Source organism: Exiguobacterium qingdaonense (genome assembly GCF_018617855.1).
Classification (GTDB): Bacteria; Bacillota; Bacilli; order Exiguobacteriales; family Exiguobacteriaceae; genus Exiguobacterium; species Exiguobacterium qingdaonense.
In genome coordinates, this window is record NZ_JACSKY010000008.1 from 96,219 (window position 1) to 116,655 (window position 20,437).

19 protein-coding genes and 1 riboswitch are annotated in these 20,437 nt (G+C 47.9%); of the genes, 9 read left to right on the plus strand and 10 right to left on the minus strand.

Annotated elements, in window-relative coordinates; all coding sequences use genetic code 11:
• Window positions 1-38: 38 nt before the first annotated feature.
• Entirely contained in the window at window positions 39-1,571 is a 1,533-nt protein-coding gene (locus KNP00_RS10195; RefSeq protein ID WP_215144826.1) for a methyl-accepting chemotaxis protein, read from the plus strand.
• A 38-nt stretch (window positions 1,572-1,609) separates the two neighbouring features.
• On the opposite strand, the gene KNP00_RS10200 is transcribed toward KNP00_RS10195, so the two are convergent.
• The 6 genes from KNP00_RS10200 to KNP00_RS14385 are packed head-to-tail and all read right to left on the minus strand — an operon-like array spanning window position 1,610 to window position 7,907.
• Complete coding sequence (locus KNP00_RS10200) at window positions 1,610-2,467, minus strand: SDR family oxidoreductase (RefSeq protein WP_215144828.1); 858 nt, start codon at window positions 2,465-2,467, stop codon at window positions 1,610-1,612.
• 59 nt (window positions 2,468-2,526) lie between these two features.
• Window positions 2,527-3,606, minus strand: a complete 1,080-nt coding sequence (locus KNP00_RS10205) for a universal stress protein (RefSeq protein WP_215144830.1) — start codon at window positions 3,604-3,606, stop codon at window positions 2,527-2,529.
• On the minus strand, window positions 3,606-4,097 hold the full coding sequence (locus tag KNP00_RS10210) for a potassium-transporting ATPase subunit C (RefSeq protein WP_240542827.1): 492 nt from the start codon (window positions 4,095-4,097) through the stop codon (window positions 3,606-3,608). Before KNP00_RS10210 ends, KNP00_RS10205 begins: the two co-directional genes overlap by 1 nt.
• Window positions 4,098-4,107: 10 nt before the next feature.
• Entirely contained in the window at window positions 4,108-6,129 is a 2,022-nt protein-coding gene (gene kdpB, locus KNP00_RS10215) for a potassium-transporting ATPase subunit KdpB (RefSeq protein ID WP_215144832.1), read from the minus strand.
• A 19-nt stretch (window positions 6,130-6,148) separates the two neighbouring features.
• Window positions 6,149-7,786, minus strand: coding sequence for a potassium-transporting ATPase subunit KdpA (kdpA, locus tag KNP00_RS10220; protein ID WP_215144839.1), 1,638 nt, complete (start codon window positions 7,784-7,786; stop codon window positions 6,149-6,151).
• A 22-nt stretch (window positions 7,787-7,808) separates the two neighbouring features.
• Window positions 7,809-7,907: a potassium-transporting ATPase subunit F gene (locus KNP00_RS14385; RefSeq protein ID WP_215144841.1), complete on the minus strand. Its 99-nt coding sequence runs from the start codon at window positions 7,905-7,907 to the stop codon at window positions 7,809-7,811.
• Window positions 7,908-8,099: 192 nt separating this feature from the next.
• Window positions 8,100-8,242, minus strand: a riboswitch (cyclic di-AMP (ydaO/yuaA leader).
• Window positions 8,243-8,664: 422 nt separating this feature from the next.
• On the opposite strand from KNP00_RS14385, the gene KNP00_RS10230 reads away from it, so the two are divergent.
• Both KNP00_RS10230 and KNP00_RS10235 read left to right on the plus strand, forming a co-directional pair.
• Window positions 8,665-9,582 carry a TerC family protein gene (locus KNP00_RS10230; protein ID WP_215144843.1) on the plus strand — a complete coding sequence of 306 codons (918 nt, stop codon included), beginning with the start codon at window positions 8,665-8,667 and terminating at the stop codon, window positions 9,580-9,582.
• Window positions 9,583-9,669: 87 nt separating this feature from the next.
• Window positions 9,670-9,831, plus strand: coding sequence for a hypothetical protein (locus tag KNP00_RS10235; protein WP_215144845.1), 162 nt, complete (start codon window positions 9,670-9,672; stop codon window positions 9,829-9,831).
• A gap of 44 nt (window positions 9,832-9,875) precedes the next feature.
• Here the strand turns inward: KNP00_RS10235 and KNP00_RS10240 are convergent, their stop codons facing one another.
• Both KNP00_RS10240 and KNP00_RS10245 read right to left on the minus strand, forming a co-directional pair.
• Entirely contained in the window at window positions 9,876-10,592 is a 717-nt protein-coding gene (locus KNP00_RS10240; RefSeq protein WP_215144848.1) for a peptidoglycan DD-metalloendopeptidase family protein, read from the minus strand.
• A 199-nt stretch (window positions 10,593-10,791) separates the two neighbouring features.
• Entirely contained in the window at window positions 10,792-11,268 is a 477-nt protein-coding gene (locus tag KNP00_RS10245) for a DUF305 domain-containing protein (RefSeq protein WP_215144851.1), read from the minus strand.
• Window positions 11,269-11,433: 165 nt separating this feature from the next.
• On the opposite strand from KNP00_RS10245, the gene KNP00_RS10250 reads away from it, so the two are divergent.
• The 3 genes from KNP00_RS10250 to KNP00_RS10260 are packed head-to-tail and all read left to right on the plus strand — an operon-like array spanning window position 11,434 to window position 13,877.
• Window positions 11,434-11,775: a hypothetical protein gene (locus tag KNP00_RS10250; protein WP_215144855.1), complete on the plus strand. Its 342-nt coding sequence runs from the start codon at window positions 11,434-11,436 to the stop codon at window positions 11,773-11,775.
• Window positions 11,776-11,796: 21 nt separating this feature from the next.
• Window positions 11,797-12,471, plus strand: coding sequence for a response regulator transcription factor (locus KNP00_RS10255; protein ID WP_215144858.1), 675 nt, complete (start codon window positions 11,797-11,799; stop codon window positions 12,469-12,471).
• Window positions 12,468-13,877: a sensor histidine kinase gene (locus KNP00_RS10260; RefSeq protein ID WP_215144860.1), complete on the plus strand. Its 1,410-nt coding sequence runs from the start codon at window positions 12,468-12,470 to the stop codon at window positions 13,875-13,877. The genes KNP00_RS10255 and KNP00_RS10260 overlap by 4 nt, the downstream gene beginning before the upstream one ends.
• 17 nt (window positions 13,878-13,894) lie before the next feature.
• Here the strand turns inward: KNP00_RS10260 and KNP00_RS10265 are convergent, their stop codons facing one another.
• Window positions 13,895-14,839 (minus strand): F510_1955 family glycosylhydrolase, encoded by a 945-nt coding sequence (locus KNP00_RS10265; RefSeq protein WP_215144863.1) that lies wholly within the window; start codon window positions 14,837-14,839, stop codon window positions 13,895-13,897.
• Window positions 14,840-14,897: 58 nt separating this feature from the next.
• The gene (locus KNP00_RS10270) at window positions 14,898-16,904 is read right to left on the minus strand and encodes a heavy metal translocating P-type ATPase (protein ID WP_215144865.1); all 2,007 of its coding nucleotides are present in this window, start codon (window positions 16,902-16,904) and stop codon (window positions 14,898-14,900) included.
• 130 nt (window positions 16,905-17,034) lie between these two features.
• On the opposite strand from KNP00_RS10270, the gene KNP00_RS10275 reads away from it, so the two are divergent.
• From KNP00_RS10275 to KNP00_RS10285, 3 genes are all read left to right on the plus strand, one after another.
• On the plus strand, window positions 17,035-18,564 hold the full coding sequence (locus tag KNP00_RS10275; protein WP_240542828.1) for a multicopper oxidase family protein: 1,530 nt from the start codon (window positions 17,035-17,037) through the stop codon (window positions 18,562-18,564).
• A 161-nt stretch (window positions 18,565-18,725) separates the two neighbouring features.
• Entirely contained in the window at window positions 18,726-19,865 is a 1,140-nt protein-coding gene (locus tag KNP00_RS10280; protein ID WP_215144869.1) for a sensor histidine kinase, read from the plus strand.
• 192 nt (window positions 19,866-20,057) lie between these two features.
• Window positions 20,058-20,201, plus strand: a complete 144-nt coding sequence (locus KNP00_RS10285) for a hypothetical protein (RefSeq protein WP_215144871.1) — start codon at window positions 20,058-20,060, stop codon at window positions 20,199-20,201.
• Window positions 20,202-20,437: the final 236 nt, after the last annotated feature.

Here is a 20,437-nt window from a genome sequence, read left to right on the forward strand (position 1 = left end):
GCCCCACCAAATAAACATAAGAATGCGAGGAATAAAGAATGAGTTTCACCAAAAGAAATCAGTTGATGTTGTTGACGACGTTGTTGATTGTGATGACATCGGTCATCGTTCATTTGCTTCACCGATTTACGGATTTTGCTTACACGTATACGATTTTACGAAACGGTGCGGATGGCTATGTGTATTCAGCTACGACATGGGTTCTGTTCGTCCTCCCGCTTCTTCTCTTCGGAATGATGCTCGTCACGATGAAGCGAGAAAGCTCAACTTTCTCTTATTGGATGATGCTCACGCTCACGTTCTCTAGCATTTCGACAGTCGCGGGCGGACAAGGACTCGTTGAGTATCACTTCTCTATCTTCATCGTACTCGCAATATTATCGTTCATGCGTCGCATCGACTTGATTTTATATAGCGCTGGTATCTTTGCCGTCCAACATTTAGCAGGGTATTTCTTATTTCCTGAAATGATTTGTGGAACGAGCGATTATCCCTTCAGCTTATTGCTCGTCCATGCCGTGTACTTAATTTTACTCAGCATGGTACTCGTTGCTCAAATCTATTTCCGCAACAAGGAAACGGAACGTGTCGAAACGCAAGAACGAGAGACAAACGAGTTGGTACGAAAGGCGATTCAAGATGTCAGTTCACTCGTCCAATCGTTGAATAATCACGCAGAAGAACTCGAATCCGCAGCGACCCAATCTCTCGAATCAGGTAAGCAAATCGCTGTCACGGTCGACCCGATTGTCGCACATGCCTCATCACAGCAAAGCTCCATGATTCAGGGGGCGGACGAAATCCAATCGATCCGTTCGCTCACGGCGCTCATTCAAGAGCGAATGGCACAGACGGCCTCGGCCTCTTCTCGGATTGCCAAAGATGCCCTCTCTGGTAATGAAGATATGCGACTCATGGAGATGAAAGTACAAGAGATCATTACCGAATCGGAACAACTCGACCGTATCGTCGCGACGATGTCCAATCGTTCAACTGAAATTCAAAGTATCTTACAGCAAGTCGGCTCAATCAGTGAACAGACAAATATGCTTGCGTTGAACGCTTCAATCGAGGCAGCGCGTGCCGGAGAGGCTGGTCGTGGATTCGCCGTCGTCGCCTCTGAAGTCGGGAAGCTCGCGGCCCAGTCACGTGAGTACGCATCCGAGATGACCCGTGTTCTTAGTGGATTGATGGAAGACACGACTGTCGTGTCAAAGTCTGCCCATCTTTTCAAACAAGCAACAGAGAACTGTCAAACGGTCACACATGATGTCACCGCCGTCTTTGGACGCCTTACGGACGATGTTTCTGAAATCGACGCACAAATCGCTTCGATTCAAGAGACACGCCAACGGGTCACGACACAAATGGAAACGCTCGAGACACGTCTCGAATCGACGAAACATGCGGCAAGCGAACTTCAGCAACAGATTCACTATGTTGCCGCCGCAACGGAAGAACAAGTCGCCATTCAAAAAGAGCTCAGTTCGATGTCGGATCGACTCGCTGTGACGGCAAACTCGCTCGAAGATGTGACGACTCAACTTGACGACCATTCAAAGCGTACCTAAACAAGATACCCCCGACTAAACAGTCAGGGGTATCTTTCCTATTGATCAAGCAATTGACGAATCCCTTCAGTGAGCGGTGTGACCGGACGCCCGAGCACCGGCTCAAAGTCGCTCTCATGAATTTCAAGCGTACCTTGACGAATGCTCTTTTGAATGCCGGTGAGAAGCGCGACAACGTCATCGGGCATCCCCGCACCACGCATCGTTTCTTCATACGCCTCGAGGTTCAGCTCCTGCATCATGACGTCCCGCCCTAACACTTCACTGAGCGCATCGACCAAGTCCTGTTGGGTATGGAGTGGTCCAGACAATTCGTACACCGCACTTTCTTGTTCTTCTTTTAACAGGACGTTCGCCGCCGCTTCCGCATAATCTTGTTGCGGCGCCCAACCGACTTTCCCGTCCCGGGCCGCCGTAATCCATGGGGCCCCGTCGAGTACGGCTTGAATGCTCGATAATTCGTTCTCTAAGTACCAGTTGTTACGTAAAAACGCGTACGGTATCCCTGATTCCACGATCGCTTCCTCGGTGGCGACATGCGGAGGTGCCATCAAGTTTTCACTGTCTGTCGCATCGGCGAGGCTCGTGTAGGCGATGAATGAAACACCTGCCCGTTTTGCCGCCTCGACCGCGTTCGTGTGTTGGCGAATCCGCTCATCATTGTCTCCATCTGCCGAGATGATCAACAGCCGTTCGACGCCTTTGAACGCTTCATCAAGTGTGTCGGGTTGATCGAAATCTCCGTGTCGCACGTCAACGCCACGTTCTTTGAGTGACGATGCTTTCTCCGGATTGCGTACACTGACAGCGAGGTCATTCGCATCAATCGACTTGAGTAACTCTTCTACGATTTTCGATCCTAGTTTACCGGTCGCCCCGGTGACTAAATACTTCATGGAATCCCTCCTTTGCTCACATGATTCACTCTTCCCGTTCACACGATCCGTCACACCTATCACGTTTGATCCGAGACGATATGGATATCAACCTGCTTCAATTCCCGCATGATGACGTTCACAATCGATCCACGCATAACTTCTTGCCAGCGTGTCCGTGCCGATTGTCCGAGAATTAACTGGGTGACCCGTTTCTCCCGCGCCGTGATCGTTAAACTCTTTGTGAGGTCTTTCCTCGGTACGTTTATCACAATCACTTCTGCCTGAAATGATGCCCCTTGCTCCCGGACTTCTTTTAAAATAGCAGTTTGTTTGGGATTTAATTTTCTTTCATCATTATGGAGTACAGACAAGATAAAGAGTTTCGCTTTGAGTCGACTTGCCATGCGAAATCCTCGATAAATTAAGTATCTCGCATTGTCATTGAGCTGAATGCAGACCATGATTCGTTCTTGGAGAAGCGTCGGATCAGAGACTACGTTTTTTCGGGTCCGATACACTTGGTCATCGACTTCATCCGCTACTTGCCGAAGCGCAATCTCACGAAGGCTCGATAAATTGGTCAGCGTAAAGAATGACGATAAACTTTGTTCGATTTTTTCCGGTCGATAAATCTTCCCTTGTTTCATGCGTTCTTGAAGCGTTTGTGGTGTCACATCGACGAGTAAAATTTCGTCTGCTTGATTGAGGAAAAGATCTGGAATCCGTTCTCTTACCTCGACACCTGTAATACCTTTAACCGTCAACAGTAAACTTTCAAAATGCTGAATGTTTACGGCCGCATACACATCGATCCCATTTTCTAATAAGACCTGTACATCTTGATATCGCTTCGCACGTACAGAGCCTGGAGCATTCGTATGGGCCAGCTCATCGACGAGGACAATGGCAGGGTGAATCGTCAAAATCGTCTCGACATCTAACTCCTTCAGTTCATGTCCTTTATAGGAGATGGAAAGAAGAGGGATGACCGGCAAATCGCCAATCATCTTCTCTGTTTCTTTCCGTCCATGCGTCTCAATCAATCCAATCATGACCGTGACACCTTCTTGTTGACGTGCCCATGCATCCGCTAACATTTTATACGTTTTGCCGACACCTGGTGCGGCCCCGATGTAGAGACGAAGTTTTTCTTTCATCAGTCCATCTCATCCAACGCGAGGTTCATCATGAGGACGTTGACGTACGGTTCACCGTCCGCCGTATTTTGAATGACAGCTTCGACTTCAGCCGTCGCCATCGAACGTGCGTCGCTGATACGATCGACTTGTGACATCGCATGTTCCATCGAGATATGCGGATCCAGTCCTGATCCCGATGTCTCAATCGCTCCCGGAAGTTCAGGGTCGTGTTTCGGACGGTTTGGATTGCTTTCTGCCATGTTATCGCCGCCCGATTGACCAGTGAGTTGATCGACTGCTGTTGGTCGGCCGTGGAAGTAGCCTTCAGAAACGAAAGGTTGTGCGATCCACTTTGATCCAATCTGTTCACCATCTCGTTCAATCAAACTACCTTCAGCCTGACTCGGAAATAGTGCCTGACCTACTACTGTTAAAGCGAGTGGATAAGCCACACCGCATAAGACCATCGTCAAGCTGACGACGATACCTACTTGTTTTATAGAAGACATTCGGTCCACCTCACATGAATAAGTTTAAGACGACATCGAGTGCTTTGATTCCTAAGAATGGAACAATCACACCGCCGACACCGTAAACGAGTATATTTCTACGTAATAACTTCTCCGGACCGACCGGATCATAACGAACGCCTTTCATCGCAATCGGAATGAGCAGTGGGATGATCAAGGCGTTAAAGAGGAGGGCGGCCAAAATCGCTGACTCTGGTGAACCTAGACGCATCACGTTCAACCAATCCATCTCTGGAATAAAGGCGACGAACATCGCTGGCAAAATGGCGAAGTATTTGGCCACATCGTTCGCAATCGAGAACGTCGTCAAGGCACCTCGTGTCATCAGTAATTGCTTACCGATTTCAACCACTTCAATGATTTTCGTCGGATTTGAATCCAAATCAATCATGTTTGCCGCTTCTTTCGCGGCCTGCGTCCCGGAGTTCATAGCGAGACCGACATCTGCCTGCGCAAGTGCCGGGGCATCATTCGTCCCGTCTCCCGTCATCGCGACAAGATGACCTGCTTGTTGCTCTGCTTTAATGACGCGAATCTTATCTTCTGGTTTACATTCGGCTACAAACTCATCGACACCGGCTTCACGGGCAATCGTCGCCGCCGTCAACGGATTATCTCCCGTACACATGATGGTCTTGATCCCCATTTGGCGAAGTCGGTCGAACCGTTCACGCATGCCTGGCTTCACCGTATCTTTCAAGTGAATCACACCGACAATTCGCGCATCTTCACAGATGACGAGCGGTGTGCCCCCCTCTTTCGAGATCACATCGACGCAATCCTGTAAATCGTTCGGGACGCTCCCACCTTGAGCAACGACCCACTCAATGATGGATGATGCTGCACCTTTTCGGACGCATCGACCGTCTGCCAAGTCAAGTCCCGACATGCGCGTCTCCGCTTTAAATGGGATGATGACCGCACCTTGTTTCGGTGACTCATCTAACTCTCCCCAGCGTTCTTTCGCAAGCGTCAACACAGACCGACCTTCTGGCGTCTCGTCTTCAAGTGATGTCAAAACGGCGACTCCAAGCGCTTGTGAAGCTGTGACACCTTCTACTGGGACGACTTCAAACGCCATCCGATTTCCGAACGTGATGGTCCCCGTCTTATCTAAAATGATGGTCCGAATATCCCCAGCTGCCTCGACGGCCTTTCCACTCATCGCAATGACATTGAATCGTGTGACGCGGTCCATCCCGGCAATTCCAATCGCGGATAAGAGCCCTCCGATTGTCGTTGGGATAAGACAGACGAGTAGCGCAATCAAGATTGGTGGTGACAATTGAAATCCTAGATAACTCGTGAGCGCAGGTAATGTCAAGACGACGAGCAAGAAAATCATACTGAGTGAAACGAGGAGGAGCGATAACGCTATCTCGTTTGGTGTTTTTTGACGCTTTGAGCCCTCGACAAGGGCGATCATCTGGTCAAGGAACGACTCCCCTGGGTCACTCGTGATTTTGACTTCGATCCGGTCACTGACGACAAGTGTTCCTCCGATGACTGATGAAAAATCACCACCAGATTCTTTGATGACCGGTGCGGATTCTCCTGTAATCGCCGATTCGTCAATCGAAGCGAGCCCAGCGATCATTTCGCCGTCTCCCGGCACGTAGTCTCCGGCGCGCACTTCGACGATATCTCCTTTTCGGAGGAGCGACGAAGCGACTTCCTCTATCCCGTTTTTTACAATCCGACGTGCCATTACATCATTTTTCGATGCACGAAGCGTTGCGGCCTGCGCCTTCCCCCGACCTTCCGCAATCGCTTCGGCGAAATTGGCGAACCATAATGTGACGAGCAAGATGAGCGTCACTGCCAAATGAAAGCCTCGCATTTCCTCTGACATGATGGTATACACGAGCGATAATAAGAACCCGCCCCATACGAGAAACATGACCGGTTGTTTCACCATCGTCCGTGGATCTAATTTTTTCACACCGTCCCACATGGCAGGAACAATCAAGCTCGCGTCAAAGCCGCGTGTCTGTTTTTCTAGTTCATTCATCTTCTATTCTCTCCTATGTTCAACGTATCATGAGCCATTCAGCGAATGGTCCTAGCAACAATACAGGTAGGAACGTCAAGGCACCGACAATCAATATCACACCGAAAAGGAGTGACGCAAACAGCGGCGTGTCCGTTCGAAGTGCACCTTCTTCCGTCACGTATGGTTTCATTTGAAGACTACCCGCCATCGCCACCATCAATAAAAGTGGAATGTATCGACCGAAGAACATGGCAAACCCTGCCGTGATATTCCAAAACGGCGTCGCATCCAACAATCCTTCAAATCCAGATCCGTTGTTGGCGACAGCGGATGTATACTCATACAAGATTTGGGAAATCCCATGTGGTCCCGCGTTCGTGATGGCTTCCTGTCCAGCCGGTAACACAAGCGCCAAGAAGGTGAATCCTAAAATGAGGAGAGGAGAGACGAGCAGTGTCAATGCGACAAGTTTCATCTCACGTCCTTCGATTTTCTTACCAAGCACTGTCGGTGTCTGTCCAATCAAGAGGGTTGCGACAAAAATGGTGATGATCACATACATCATCAAGTTCATGAAACCGGCACCGACTCCACCAAAGACGACGTTCAACATCATATTGCCCATCAAGATGATGCCACCTAACGATGGAAGTGAGTCATGCATCGCATTGACTGCACCCGTTTCAGCTGCCGTCGTAATCGCGCTGTAAAGGGCTGTGCCGATTGCACCAAAACGCATCTCTTGTCCGTGCAAGGATGGATTTGAATATAATACGGCGTACATGGCAATCGCCCCAATCAAAAACAAGAAGAGCATGACACTAAAATATATGAACCCCTGTTTGCGTTTTTTTGCCATCGATCCGTAAATGAACGGAAGCGACATCGGCAATAATAGCATCAAGAAGAGATGGATGTAGTTCGTCCATTCAGTCGGATTTTCAAACGGATGTGCTCCATTGACCGCATAATAACCGCCACCGTTATTCCCGAGTTGTTTGATAACTTCAAATGATGCAATCGGTCCGCGCTGAATCGTTTGACTTGCGCCTTCGAGTGTTGTGACGACAGCATTCGGACTAAGTGTCTGTGGAACCCCGAATGCAATCAACAATATTCCGAAAAACATGCTAATTGGTATGAGCACATACACAATGATGCGCACGAAGTCGAAATAGAACTGACCGAGCGGCTTTCCAAGAACCCCTCGAATGAATGCCAGTGCCATTGTAAATGCCATCGTTGGCGCAACGAACATGAGCGTCGATAGGACGAACATCTGCGATAAATGAGAGAGCGCCTCCCCCGAGTAGTGCTGTTGATCTGTATTCGTCATAAAACTAATGGCCGTATGGAAGGCGAGATGCCAATCTAAATTAACGGCTCCGTTCGGATTGAACGGCAACACGCCTTGGAAGCGAAGCAACACGTATCCAATCAATAAAAATAGTAAATTGAGTGTCAAAAAATCTTTTGCATAACCAAACCACGATTGCTTCTCGCGCTCATTTATTCGAAGGCGACGTGTGATTCTCGTCTCGAGCGCTTTCCCTACATAGTTTGGTCGCTCTTGAATCGGTACAAACCGGCGTCCGACATAGCCCCCTAAAATAGCACTGGCTGTCATCGTGATCGCGATGAGCAGACTCAATGTGATGATGAATGTAACCCACATCTTTCGTCATTCTCCTCTGTCGTTAAAATTTTTCTGGTTTTAGTAAAGCAACAGTTAAGTAAGCGAGATACCCAATCCCAATTGCCAATATCGCAATATTCATGTTCTCACCCCTGTTCATTCCAATACATCCGATCAATCGAACGTATCATCATGTTCATCGATGTCACTAAACCGATGAGTAAAACAATTGCGAATAAATCAGTCATAGCAAACCCTCTTTTTTAATTTTATTGACTTAATTTGACATTTTAAATAAACAAAAAACCACAGGAGCAAGAAACGGCTCCAGTGGCATATCACTGAATGAGTCGGATCCCCCTAATAACGCCTACGAGGTTAGCTGTCGGATTCGGGCCTGCCTAGGTTGGCCCTACCTCACTTGAGGATTCACCCCAGTCCAAAATGGACGGTGGGTCCCCCGCTTCCGTCTCCGGAACTCGGCGAAAAGATTTCAACAATACGTATGAAGTTGATGAGATGGATATTACGCCGATTGAAAATGACTGTAAATAACTTTTTATAAATTTTTTCTCCATCTCGAATTATCAGATTAATCCGAATGATTTTTTTACCTTGATTATGATTTTTCATAAGTTTTTTAAATCCATGTTTCTTCTTTAATTAAATGAAATGTGAGCCTCTCTTCAAAATAGCTGATCCACGAATTCGTTTAAAATCATTTTATTCATCTAGCTATTCTAAATTTCAAGTGGGTTTGACCTTAAAATCATCGATTCATCTGTCACTCACATGAAAGACCTTCTTCATCTATTTAAAAACATCATCCAGTCTTCAAAAAAGTATTGACTTTAAGTTCGTGTGAACTTAAAGTCAATACATAGAAGTTCATATGAACTTAAAAGGAGGAATTGTTGTTGACCCTACTCATCGGGTTTTTGCTTATCGTCATCTTTATGCTCGCGCTTGACCTCGGGGTGTTTCACCGGAAGGCACACGAAGTCTCGCTCCGCGAGGCATGGACATGGACGTTCGTCTGGATTGGAATTGCTTTTGTTTTTGGAGGATGGTTGTTTTACACACAAGGTAGTACGGCCGCGACGGAATATGCGAGCGTCTATTTCATCGAGAAAGCACTCGCGATCGATAACGTCTTCGTCTTCTCACTCGTTTTCGCTTATTTTGCCATCCCACTCAAGTATCAACATAAGGTACTGTTCTGGGGAATTCTTGGTGCGATTTTCTTCCGCGCCGTCTTCATCGTCGCTGGTGTATCCCTTTTAGAGAACTTCGGTTGGGTCTATTACGTGTTCGGGGCGTTCCTTGTCTATACGGGATGGATGATGTACAAAAATATCGGGAAAGAGGAGTCACTCGAAGAGAACAAGACGATTCGTTGGCTCGAGCGACGCCTTCCGATCACACAAGACATCTCGTCTGGGAAGTTCACGAAACGCATCAATAGGAAGTTGTTCTTCACACCGCTTTTCATCGCGCTCATCTTTATCGAGTTATCGGACATCGTGTTCGCCGTCGATTCGGTCGCCGCGAGTTTCGCCTATTCGCGTGACCCATATATTATCTTCTATGCGAATATCATGGCGATTCTCGGACTTCGTAGCCTCTACTTCGTCCTCGCCAACTTGATTGACCGCTTCTACTATTTAAAACATGGTCTCAGCTTCATGCTCGTCTTTATCGGGGCGAAGATGATTTTAGGCGATGTGTACAAGATGCCGATTTGGATGTCGCTCGGGACGATCGTTCTCGTCATTTTAATCAGTGTCCTTTATAGTTTCTATAAAACGAAACCTTCCTCTTCACAAAACGTATAATGAATCAATCGGTCCATTTCGTCGGTGTTCTTTCTTTGAAAATCGGGTAATCATTGAGGTGCACAACTACAGAAAAGGGGATTCAATATGTTTGATCGGATTGGCCTCATGAGTATCGGTCTCGTCTTCGGGATCATTCTCATGTTACTCTTTAACAACCTATTCGGATTGGTGTTCGGTGTCGTCCTTGGCGTAAGCCTCGTCGTTGCCAACCAAATCGAACGAAATAAACGAACGACAATCCATTAACCGAAAAGCACGCGCCCCAATTATGGTGAGCGCGTGCTTTTCGGTTAAAACATCGTATACGGATTGATACTGTTGGCAGGAGATGAACTGCTATACACATAGCTGTTCCGATGTACTTCGAAGTGGAGGTGATTTCCGAACGAGTTTCCGGTATTGCCGACCGTTCCAATCGTCGCTCCTTTTGCTAGCGTCTGCCCTTTGACGACATTGATGCGGTCGAGGTGGGCGTACACCGTGATATATGTTTGTCCGTTCAACTGGTGAGTCATCATGATATAGTTCCCATAAGCCCCATAGTTTCGCGCAACGGTCACCTGTCCAGATGCAGCTGCTACGACAGGGGTCCCTCTCGGTGCACCTAAATCGATGCCGTTATGGAATGTGTAACCGTATTGCCCGCTCGCCGGGCCATACTTTTGCGTCAACGTCCCTTTTGTCGGGATGATCATTTTCGCAGTCGATGTAGTCGAGACCGTCGACACACTGTACTTCTTCACATACGTACTGGATACATAGCGGGAATTCCCGTTGAAAGTGATTTTCGTCCATCCTCCGCTCACGCCGAGATATTTGAACGACTGTCCCAACTTCGCGCTACCGACAATCTTATACGTCGTGCCCGGACCCGAACGGACGTTTAAACTGTTGGTCGTGACTTTGACATTATACGTCGTGGCAGCTTCGACTGAAGTACCTGTTGGAGTGAAGATTCCGATTGTGAAAAGGACAGAGCAAAAGAGGGCGATTATCTTTCGTTTCATATAATGGTAAATCCTCTCAATTATGTATTTAAATTTTTATTTTATATATAATATAACTAAAATAATCTTATCATCGAAATGAACCAACAAATATGTCATTTATATTTCAAATAAAGGAAAACAAAATCTAACTTACTTTCTTTATTTTTCCTTTTAGGCGTACAAAAAATACACAGCCGCATTCGACTGTGTATGTCTGTTACTCACCATTCTCCTCTGCGCTCTCTTCTTCATCCTCTAAATCTTTAATCAATTGCTTCATCTCTTCGATTTCACGGCGCTGTGCTTTTATAATTTCTTCAGACAATTCTTTCACGCGTGGGTCTTCAATTTCAGCACGTTCACTTGTCAAAATGGCAATGGAGTGGTGAGGGATCATCGCTTTCATCCAACTGACATCATCGACGGTCGTCTGGCTCCTAACGAGCCAGAGTGAAGCGCTGAAAACGAGGGCACTGACTCCTAAAATAATAAAGTTAACTGTTTTGTTTTTATACATTCCCCACATGAAGAGTAGCATGACGAACGCCATGACCGATCCCATGATGAGTGCCATGTACAACCTCGTCTGACTAAAGAAGATATGATTGAACTGAAACACGTTCAAATACATGAGCCAATACATTAGAAATGTCGAGACCGCAATCATGATTCCGAATTTACCGTATTGTTTCATCTTGTTCATCCTTTCTTGTTGTGCGTATAGAAAAGCTTTAACCTACTTTTTCTATACTCAAACCCGCCTATTTCTCCATCCCGTCGTACTCTTAACACTTTTCACTTCTTTTTCACAAACGTCGGGTACACTAGTGAAATTGAGACCATGCAAGGAAGGAGAACGATGATGCACGAGCTGACATTGCAGGACGTACTGACAACACTGGATTCTGTTCTGTCTTGGTCCTATCTTGATCACTCGGAAGAGATGACAATTCGCGGGATTGGAACGACACCAGAAAAAATTAAAAAAATGTTTTTATATATTTGCAAGCGCCCGATCAATGAACGTGGCGTCGATTTAGTGAGGGCCGCCATCCGAAATGGCGCAGTGGCCATCGTCACAGATCGACCGATTGATGCGAGAGTACCCGTCATTTACTGTCGCGACGTTGCACGCGCTTACGAACAACTACAAACTCTTTTCGCCATGGAAGGAAATCATATGAAGCGTGCGGAACGATAATGAAGGAAGGAGGGATATTAGATGAAGATCCTCATTGTAGACGATGAAGAGAAAATGAGACATTTGATTCGTCTGTTTCTTGAAAGCGATGGGTACGCTTGCATCGAGGCAAATGATGCCCGCTCCGCACTCGATCAGATTGAAGAGCGACCGGACCTCATCCTTTTAGATATTATGATGCCGGAAGTAGATGGAATCTCACTTTGTCGTCAGTTGAAAACGATGGATCCGGCATTACCCGTCGTCTTGTTGACGGCACGTTCAGACAACGAGACGACCATTCAAGGACTAGATGCCGGAGCGGATGACTACGTCACGAAGCCATTTGATGGAAATGTGTTGCTCGCTCGAATTCGAGCCGTCTTGCGAAGAAGTCGGGTCGTCAACCTACAATACGGTCCACTCCGTTACGATGAAGAGAGCGGGCGCATTTTATATGAAGAACAGGAAATCATTCTGACACCGAAAGCAACAGCCGTCTTGAAGCTATTTCTTCAGCACCCGAATCGTTTGTTCAATCGTTTAGATTTGTATGACCTCGTCTGGCCGTACTCCGCCGAATCGGACCCCCGTACAGTCGATGCACACATACGTATGATTCGAGAAAAGTTAGGAGATGCAGGCTTTCCAATCGATGATTATTTAAAGACGGTATGGGGACGTGGGTATCGATGGACCGAGGAGCGTTCCGGATGAGACGCAGTCGTAACAGCTTGCCGTTCCGAATCAGCCTCGTCTTCTTATTGTCTACGTTGTTGATTGAAGGAGTCTTATTCTTGCTCCTTTACCACACACTACTTGGGGAACGTGTGACAGAAGAAGTCCATCGATTAGAATCACGGGCCGAGAGTCATGCGAGCGTATTAGCAATGAATTTTTCCGAAGAGACAATCGGTCATGTGGCTACCATGGAAAGTGAGACGGACACAAAAGTTGCCATCACCGACCCAGCACATGATCTTCTTCAAACTTCCCGTTCTTTTCCACAAGTACTAGTCGATACCGTCGAAACGAAACCACGTACGGGCCCCTTCGATGACACGACTGTTCTAGAAGACGACTGGGAAAACGAGGCGTATTTGAGCGTTCGTACGCCGATCACGGATGACCTCGATACACGGTTTGGATACGTCTACATGTTTTTACCGACTGAAATCATTCATGGAATCAGTCATCGCCTTCAGTTACGATTTCTTTATATCACGGCCATTGCACTGGTGACGACCGTGTTGACCTTCATCCTACTGAGCCGCCTCATTTCGAAACCAATTCAGTCACTGAAACAAGCGACTGAGAACGTACTGACAACCCCCGAAAACTTACAGCTACCAACGAATCGCGTTGACGAAATCGGTGAGTTGGCCCGTTCGATCGAGACCATGTCCGTGGAGTTGTCACGTTTACGTAGCGAACGACATCAATTTTTGTCCGATCTCTCACATGAAATCAAAACCCCTCTTACTTATTTAAGAGGATATGCCGAGATTGCTTCGAAAGAAACCACTCCTGAGCCACTACGAAAGCAATCAATTCAGACAATCTTAGATGAGAGTCGGTCGCTCACAGAACTCGTCGAAAATGCGTTTCAACTGGCACAGCTCGACGAAAACACATTCTTGTTGCATCGAGAAGAAGTGACTGTCACGACGTTTTGTGCGGACTTACGTCGAATGCTCGATACGATGTTCCGAATGACGATGATTCGGTTCGATGCTTCCTCGAACGCGAGACAACAAGACACCGCCCTCACATTGGATCGGCACCGGATGCTCCAAGTCTTCCGCTCTATCGCCCATAATGCGATTGAACATAGTGAGGCCTCTCACGTCTCCCTGCGCTCAAACGTCACGGACACTCACCTGATTCTGACCATTAAAGACGACGGGAAAGGTATTCCCGAAGAAGATTTACCGCATATTTTTGACCGTCTGTATCGCGTGGAAAAATCACGCTCTCGACAGACTGGCGGGAGCGGACTCGGACTCGCCATCGCCAAGCAAATCGTCACACGGCATGGCGGGACGTTGACGGTATCTTCGGACACAACAGGTACCTCGTTCACCGTCACCCTACCACTCGGCAAAAAGACGCCTCTCCAGTAATGGAAAGGCGTCTTTCGTCATTCGAGTTCACCTGCATCAAGTTGTGTCTGCCACTCCTCGTCTATGAACTCATATACGCTATTGTCAGATGTGACGAGCAGCATGCGCTCCTCTTTGATCGCCAATTCGATTGGAACTGCATTCGCTTGAAGCTCTGGAAGATTGAACGTCTCTGAGGAGGCATCGTCTAGATTGAATCGAACTCCTTCAAAAGAATCACCGGTCTGTCGTACGTAGGCCAACCGTCCCTCATCCGCCCCGACCGTGATCACCTGTTCTGATTCGATAAGTGGCTTAAATGAATCTCCCACATCGTTCGAAACGAGGATCCCAGACGGCCCATACAAGAAGACGCGCGCCGCTTCTGTCGCGTCGGCAATAATCCCTGCCACCTGCTCACCCTCTACCCCAGATCCTCGCATCGACTCGAACGTTCTTCCGCCATCGTCGGAACGATAAAATCCCGGTTTTAGCTCTAATGTCGCTTCTTCAAGGTAAACGTACAACATTTCCGTCGCATAGCCTGCACTCATATAGTGGAAGTCTGCCTCTCCCTCAAGTGCCCGTATGTCTAATGTCATGCCATGGTCTTTCCCGTGCAACACACCGAGTGGATTTTTGAAGTCGGTACGGCGGTCGGGATGACCACTTGCATAAAACCCATCCTCAACGAGTTCGAATCCCATATAGTCATGACGATTCGTCGGAAGTGTATACCAGCCGTCTTCACGATATTCCATCAATCCGGCGTGCGTTGCAATGACCGGACGGTTATCGTCTTGCCAAAATCCAGCCCCGTGAATATGAGAAACCGTTTCATCGGATCCCACACGTTGCCACTCGTCTTTTGTAGTTGTCGTCACGTTCTCGGATTGACTCGTGTCCGGCGGTGCCTCTTCCGTTCCACAAGCCGTTAAAAGCAGTGGAGTCAGGAAGAGTGATAGTATCAACATTCGCTTCATCTTGATCCCTCCATCTCTAGCATCCCATCTAGCATACGTGCCAAAGATGAAATAATTGTTAAATCTTCAGAAGTCGGGCGTTGATGGCGACAATAACCGTGCTTAAGCTCATCAAGACGGCACCCACGGCCGGGGACAGGATGATGCCAATCGGGGCGAGCACCCCTGCTGCAAGCGGAATGGCGACAATATTATACCCTGCGGCCCACCATAAGTTTTGAATCATCTTCCGATATGTGTTCTGTGAAAGATCTAAAATCGATAGCACATCTTTCGGATTGCTACGGACAAGAACGATGTCAGCTGTCTCAACAGCAACGTCCGTTCCGCTACCGATTGCGATACCGACATCCGCTTGTGCCAGCGCCGGAGCGTCATTGATTCCATCCCCGACCATCGCTACTTTACTGCCGTCTTTTTGGACGTCTTTTACTTGGTTCGCCTTGTCGTCCGGTAATACTTCGGCATACACGTCATCGATGCCGAGCTGACGAGCCACCCAATGTGCGACCTTCTCGTTGTCACCCGTCAACATGATGGACCGGATGCCTTTTTCATGAAGTGCCTCGACAGTCTCCTTCGCCTCTTCCCTTACCAGATCGGCCATCGCAATCATCCCGACCCATTCTCTGTCCTTCAAAACAAAGACGACGGTCTTTCCTTCTCCCGAAAGTCGTGCAAACGCCTCCTCATTAATTTGAATGTGTTGATCGCGGATATGTCGCGGACTGACGACTTGAACATGCGCACCATCAACCGTCCCTTCCAATCCGACACCTGTCATCGAACCGAAGTCGTCGACAGCCGCCAGTTTCAACTCCCGTCTCTCGGCTTCTCTTAAAATCCCTTGCGCGAGAGGATGTTGCGACTCACGCTCAACTGCTCCTGCGAGTTGCAACACGTCTTCCTCCGTATAAGGCGAGCTCGCCTGTATGTCCGTGACTCCGAAATTCCCTTCCGTCAGCGTACCGGTCTTATCGAAAATGACGGCATTGAGTCGACGCGCCTCTTCAAATTGAGTCCGATTGCGGATGAGAAGACCTTGTTTCGCCGATAACGCTGTCGAGACAGCGACGACGAGGGGTGTCGCTAGCCCGAGTGCGTGTGGACACGAGATGACCATGACCGTCACCATCCGTTCAACCGCCGTTCCGACCGAATATCCGAGCATGAACCAAACCGTGAACGTGATGACCCCAGCGGCAATTGCGATATAGAACAAATATTTCGCCGCCCGGTTCGCCAGATTTTGAGCCCGCGACTTCGATTTTTGTGCCTCATTCACCAATTCAATCACTTTTGACAAGTACGTGCTTTCTCCCGTACCAATCGTTTCAATCGTCAAGCTCCCTTCTTGGTTAATCGATCCTGCGATCACGTCATCCCCATCGGTTTTTTCAACGGGCATCGATTCCCCGGTCAACATCGACTCATCGATTGTTGTCCGTCCTTTCATGATTTTTCCGTCCACAGGAACCTGTTCCCCCGGTTTAACGAGAATCCGATCTCCTTCCCTCAATTCAGAAATCGGGACGTCCTCCGTCTCCTCCCCATTGATGCGATGCGCTTCGTTCGGAAGAAGCTGCACGAGTTGTTCCAACGCGTTCGACGCTCCCATGACAGAGCGCATCTCAATCCAATGACCGAGTAGCATGATCACAATCAATGAAGCGAGTTCCCAAAAGAAGTCATGGCCACTTCCGTATCCGAAGACGACAGTTGCGCTATAAAAGTAAGCGACGCTGATCGCCAAGCCAATGAGCATCATCATGCCTGGGCTACGATCTCGCAGCTCCTCTACACTTCCTTTTAAGAACGGCCACCCGCCGTATACATATACAATCGTCGCCAATACAAATAAGACTGTCTTTTCAAACGGAAAATCGAGTTCAAACCGCAGCCATTCTTGAATCATGTCCGATAAAAATAAAATCGGAATCATCAGCCCGAGCGATACGAAGAAACGTCGTTTGAAATCGTCAATCATATGCTCGTGTCCGCCATGATGAGACTCGTGACTCCCCTCATGATGTCCATGGTGTCGATCGTGTGCATGCTCCATCATTCATCCTCTCCTTTCCACCGATTTTATACCCCTATGCGGTATGCAACTAAACAGATTTGGACTTTCATGTTTCTTTCACAATTAGGTGGTACAACAAAGTGAGGACTGAACAATGAAGGAGTGTTATAGCATGAAATCGAAAGGAATATGGTTTCTGTTGACGGGGATTTTAATTGGAGGCATCCTCGTTTTACTAATCGTCCTTTTCAACGGGACATGGAACCATAACAACAATATGGACCAAGATCATATGATGGGAAACGATTCGGCAACGGGTCAGATGGATGATCACATGATGGGTGATAATGGAATGGATGGTAATGGCGGACCAATGGGACACGGAGCGATGCAAGAGCTTCAAGCATCGGATGAACCGACACATCCGCTTCCGATTCCGACTGCCTTACAGCCAGATCGTGTCACGGGAGACACGGTCTACTATACGGTGGAAGCAACTAAAGGCACGTCACAATTTTTCAAAGACGGCAAGAAATCGGAAACGTTCGGCTATAATGGAGACTTACTCGGACCAATGATCGAGTTACCAAAAGGAAAAACAGTCGTAATCGATACCATCAATCGGTTGGATGAACCAACAACGTTCCACTGGCACGGACTCGTCATCCCTGCCGACATGGACGGGGGACCTCATCAGACCGTCGCATCAGGTGAACGGGCACAAGTTCGACTCGACATTGACCAAGACCCGAGTACACTGTGGTTTCACCCCCATCCGATGGGATCGACAGCCGAACAAGTTTATAAAGGGCTCGCCGGTCTCCTATATGTGACCGACGATACACAGAATGGTCTCCCGAGTGCATATGGAGTCGACGACATCCCGCTCATCGTACAAGATCGACGCTTCACGCCTAACGGTGAGTTAGATTATGATGCCCATATGAATGTCGACGGAACAACGGGAGATACAATTCTTGCAAATGGAGCCATCAACACGACGTTCGATGTTCAAACCGAGACGTTACGAGTGCGACTTGTCAACGGTTCGAATGCGCGTGACTTTAATTTTACGTTATCCAGCGGGGCAGAGATGACTCAAATTGCGACAGACGGTGGTCCTTTGGAACGTCCGATTCCCTTAAAGACCCTCACGTTGACACCAGGTGAACGGGCCGAGGTGCTGATTGATTTTTCACAAGTTGAAGATGTCGCCGCCTTAAAAGCGGACGGGGTGACATTCACCACGTTTCGTGTCGGTGAACTCGACAAGGCGTCTATTAAGATTCCGACGATCGAAACAGTGGAGCGCTCGACAGATGAGACAGCAGACCGCCGACTCACCCTCTTTGGAATGGGTAACATGGTGTCAATCAACGGAAAGACATATGACCCGGAGCGTATCGACATCGAAGCGAAACGTGGAGACACCGAGGTATGGGAAATTGAAAATAAGCCAGATATGATGGGTGGGATGACACATCCCTTCCACATCCACGGCGTTCAATTCCGAGTCATTAGTCGAGACGGTAAACCACCATCCGATCACGAGAAAGGGTGGAAAGATACGGTAGCCGTCGCTCCCGATGAACGGGTAAAAATCGAACTGACCTTCACCAAAACGGGAACGTTCATGTATCATTGCCATATCCTTGAACATGAAGAAAATGGGATGATGGGACAAGTAAAAGTTACTGCGTAATTCAAACTCTCCGCATTGGGCGGAGAGTTTCTTTAATTTATTTTGTACGGAACAGTCCCGATTTCGTTATATTTTCTGCTAGGACTATTGCCCGTATAGGAGATTATGTCTCCGGTGTCGTATACTAACTGTAAGATCATTGAGAGCGAGGAGGTATATGGATGCGCCGAACTCGAAGCTTCAAACGCATCGGGCGTCAAACGCGGTCAGCCCGTCAAAAGCATACATCCCGGTCATTCTCGGTCGCTTCCATTGTCGAAGAAGGACAGGATGCGATCTGTTATATCGATTTTTCGAAACACCGTTTCTATTCAAACGGTCACCTTCGCCAGTTATGCCCAACACTGACCACTCAAACATTCGTCTCTTTGGAGGCACTGACCCACTACTTACTGCGATCTTTCGTCCGTCATGGAGCAGACTCGACACAAATCACTCACCTCATCCATGAATTAGTTGAATGTGCGTCCGTGGAGTCACCGAGCATGACATCGCGCCGCCTTCAATTTGACGACCGGACATTACAATTGATTTTTAACTTTACCCGAACACCACGAGGGGTCTTCATTATGTGGCGTGACCAGACTGAAATCGTTCAGTTCGAAGAACGCAAGAATGCGTTCCTCGCTGAACTGTCACATGATTTTCGAACACCATTGACTGCCATCCAAGGTTACACAGAATTATTGATGGCGCGTCACGAAACTTCAAAAAAGTCTTATCATATGCTAGAACAAGTGAAGCAAGAAACGGAACGGCTCAACCGGCTCGTTGATAACTTTCTCGACTATCAGAAGCTGAGCTATTCGGCTGAACAGCTGACCGTGACGACGTTCTCTCTTCGCCCTCTATTAGAGGACATCACAAAGAGTTATCAATCCATGTCACCTTCCCACAACGTGACCTACACGGCGCCTGATGTCATCGTTCAAGCAGATGAAACAAAGCTGAGACAAATGCTCCACAACCTGATCGGGAATGCCATCAAATATTCTCCGGACGGAGGCACTGTGCATACAGAAGTAGAAAACCGCGCTGGCACGATCACCTTGTCCGTTTCCGACACAGGCATTGGAATACCAGAAGATGCGCTTCCATATGTATTTGATGAATACTATCGCGTAGAGTCCTCCGCCCATCAATCCATAAAAGGGACAGGGCTCGGCTTACGGATTTGTAAACGAATCGCCGAAGCCCATGGGTGGGGAATCCATGCACATTCGGTATACGGAGAAGGCACTACTTTTACAATCGAGCTCCACGATCGACAGATGAGCCCAACGATCCATACATCCGAATAAAAGGGTTCGACTGACGCTTCAGTCGAACCCTTTTTTATGCGATTTCTTTCACCGATACGTCAAATTCCATCTGGGCCGCCCGCATTGTGCCCTTACGGTTAAGTCCTTTACATGAAAGCACTTTTTTATTTTGCATGAAGAACCATTTTTGCGGGAATAAGGATGGCAAGATAAAGAAAGGGTGACAATTTGATGAAACAACGTGGATACTTATCGATTCCAGTCGCTGTCGTATTCGCTGTCGTATTCGGTCTTACGCTCGACAACTGGTGGCCCGGGCTCGGGATTGGCATCGCCATGTTTTTCGCATTTAGAGGAACGAAGAAAAAAGCGTGAAGACCATCTCATTTGATGGTCTTCTGATAAATACGTGCTTCATGCGGCTGTAAGTGATCGGTTTCATTGACAAGGTTTTGTAGTACGAGAGCGTAGGACTCTGTTGAGACCGGGATAGGGTGGTCCTCATCCGAATGATTAAGAATCAGTGAACTACTCACCACTTATTTGCTTCGCAAATTGAAGGGGGAGCTTCTTGGGAAGACCGTGCTCTTACCAGCCACGGTTATGGACCA

Bases quoted from the DNA above. Each gene is read 5' to 3' on its own strand.
- KNP00_RS10210 (WP_240542827.1), bottom strand. From the start codon at position 4,097: ATGTCTTCTATAAAACAAGTAGGTATCGTCGTCAGCTTGACGATGGTC.
- KNP00_RS10260 (WP_215144860.1), top strand. From the start codon at position 12,468: ATGAGACGCAGTCGTAACAGCTTGCCGTTCCGAATCAGCCTCGTCTTC.
- KNP00_RS10200 (WP_215144828.1), bottom strand. From the start codon at position 2,467: ATGAAGTATTTAGTCACCGGGGCGACCGGTAAACTAGGATCGAAAATC.
- KNP00_RS14385 (WP_215144841.1), bottom strand. From the start codon at position 7,907: ATGAACAGGGGTGAGAACATGAATATTGCGATATTGGCAATTGGGATT.
- KNP00_RS10255 (WP_215144858.1), top strand. From the start codon at position 11,797: ATGAAGATCCTCATTGTAGACGATGAAGAGAAAATGAGACATTTGATT.
- KNP00_RS10265 (WP_215144863.1), bottom strand. From the start codon at position 14,839: ATGAAGCGAATGTTGATACTATCACTCTTCCTGACTCCACTGCTTTTA.
- KNP00_RS10250 (WP_215144855.1), top strand. From the start codon at position 11,434: ATGATGCACGAGCTGACATTGCAGGACGTACTGACAACACTGGATTCT.
- KNP00_RS10270 (WP_215144865.1), bottom strand. From the start codon at position 16,904: ATGATGGAGCATGCACACGATCGACACCATGGACATCATGAGGGGAGT.
- KNP00_RS10275 (WP_240542828.1), top strand. From the start codon at position 17,035: ATGAAATCGAAAGGAATATGGTTTCTGTTGACGGGGATTTTAATTGGA.
- KNP00_RS10205 (WP_215144830.1), bottom strand. From the start codon at position 3,606: ATGAAAGAAAAACTTCGTCTCTACATCGGGGCCGCACCAGGTGTCGGC.
- KNP00_RS10285 (WP_215144871.1), top strand. From the start codon at position 20,058: ATGAAACAACGTGGATACTTATCGATTCCAGTCGCTGTCGTATTCGCT.
- KNP00_RS10240 (WP_215144848.1), bottom strand. From the start codon at position 10,592: ATGAAACGAAAGATAATCGCCCTCTTTTGCTCTGTCCTTTTCACAATC.
- KNP00_RS10195 (WP_215144826.1), top strand. From the start codon at position 39: ATGAGTTTCACCAAAAGAAATCAGTTGATGTTGTTGACGACGTTGTTG.
- KNP00_RS10235 (WP_215144845.1), top strand. From the start codon at position 9,670: ATGTTTGATCGGATTGGCCTCATGAGTATCGGTCTCGTCTTCGGGATC.
- kdpA (WP_215144839.1), bottom strand. From the start codon at position 7,786: ATGTGGGTTACATTCATCATCACATTGAGTCTGCTCATCGCGATCACG.
- KNP00_RS10280 (WP_215144869.1), top strand. From the start codon at position 18,726: ATGCGCCGAACTCGAAGCTTCAAACGCATCGGGCGTCAAACGCGGTCA.
- KNP00_RS10245 (WP_215144851.1), bottom strand. From the start codon at position 11,268: ATGAAACAATACGGTAAATTCGGAATCATGATTGCGGTCTCGACATTT.
- kdpB (WP_215144832.1), bottom strand. From the start codon at position 6,129: ATGAATGAACTAGAAAAACAGACACGCGGCTTTGACGCGAGCTTGATT.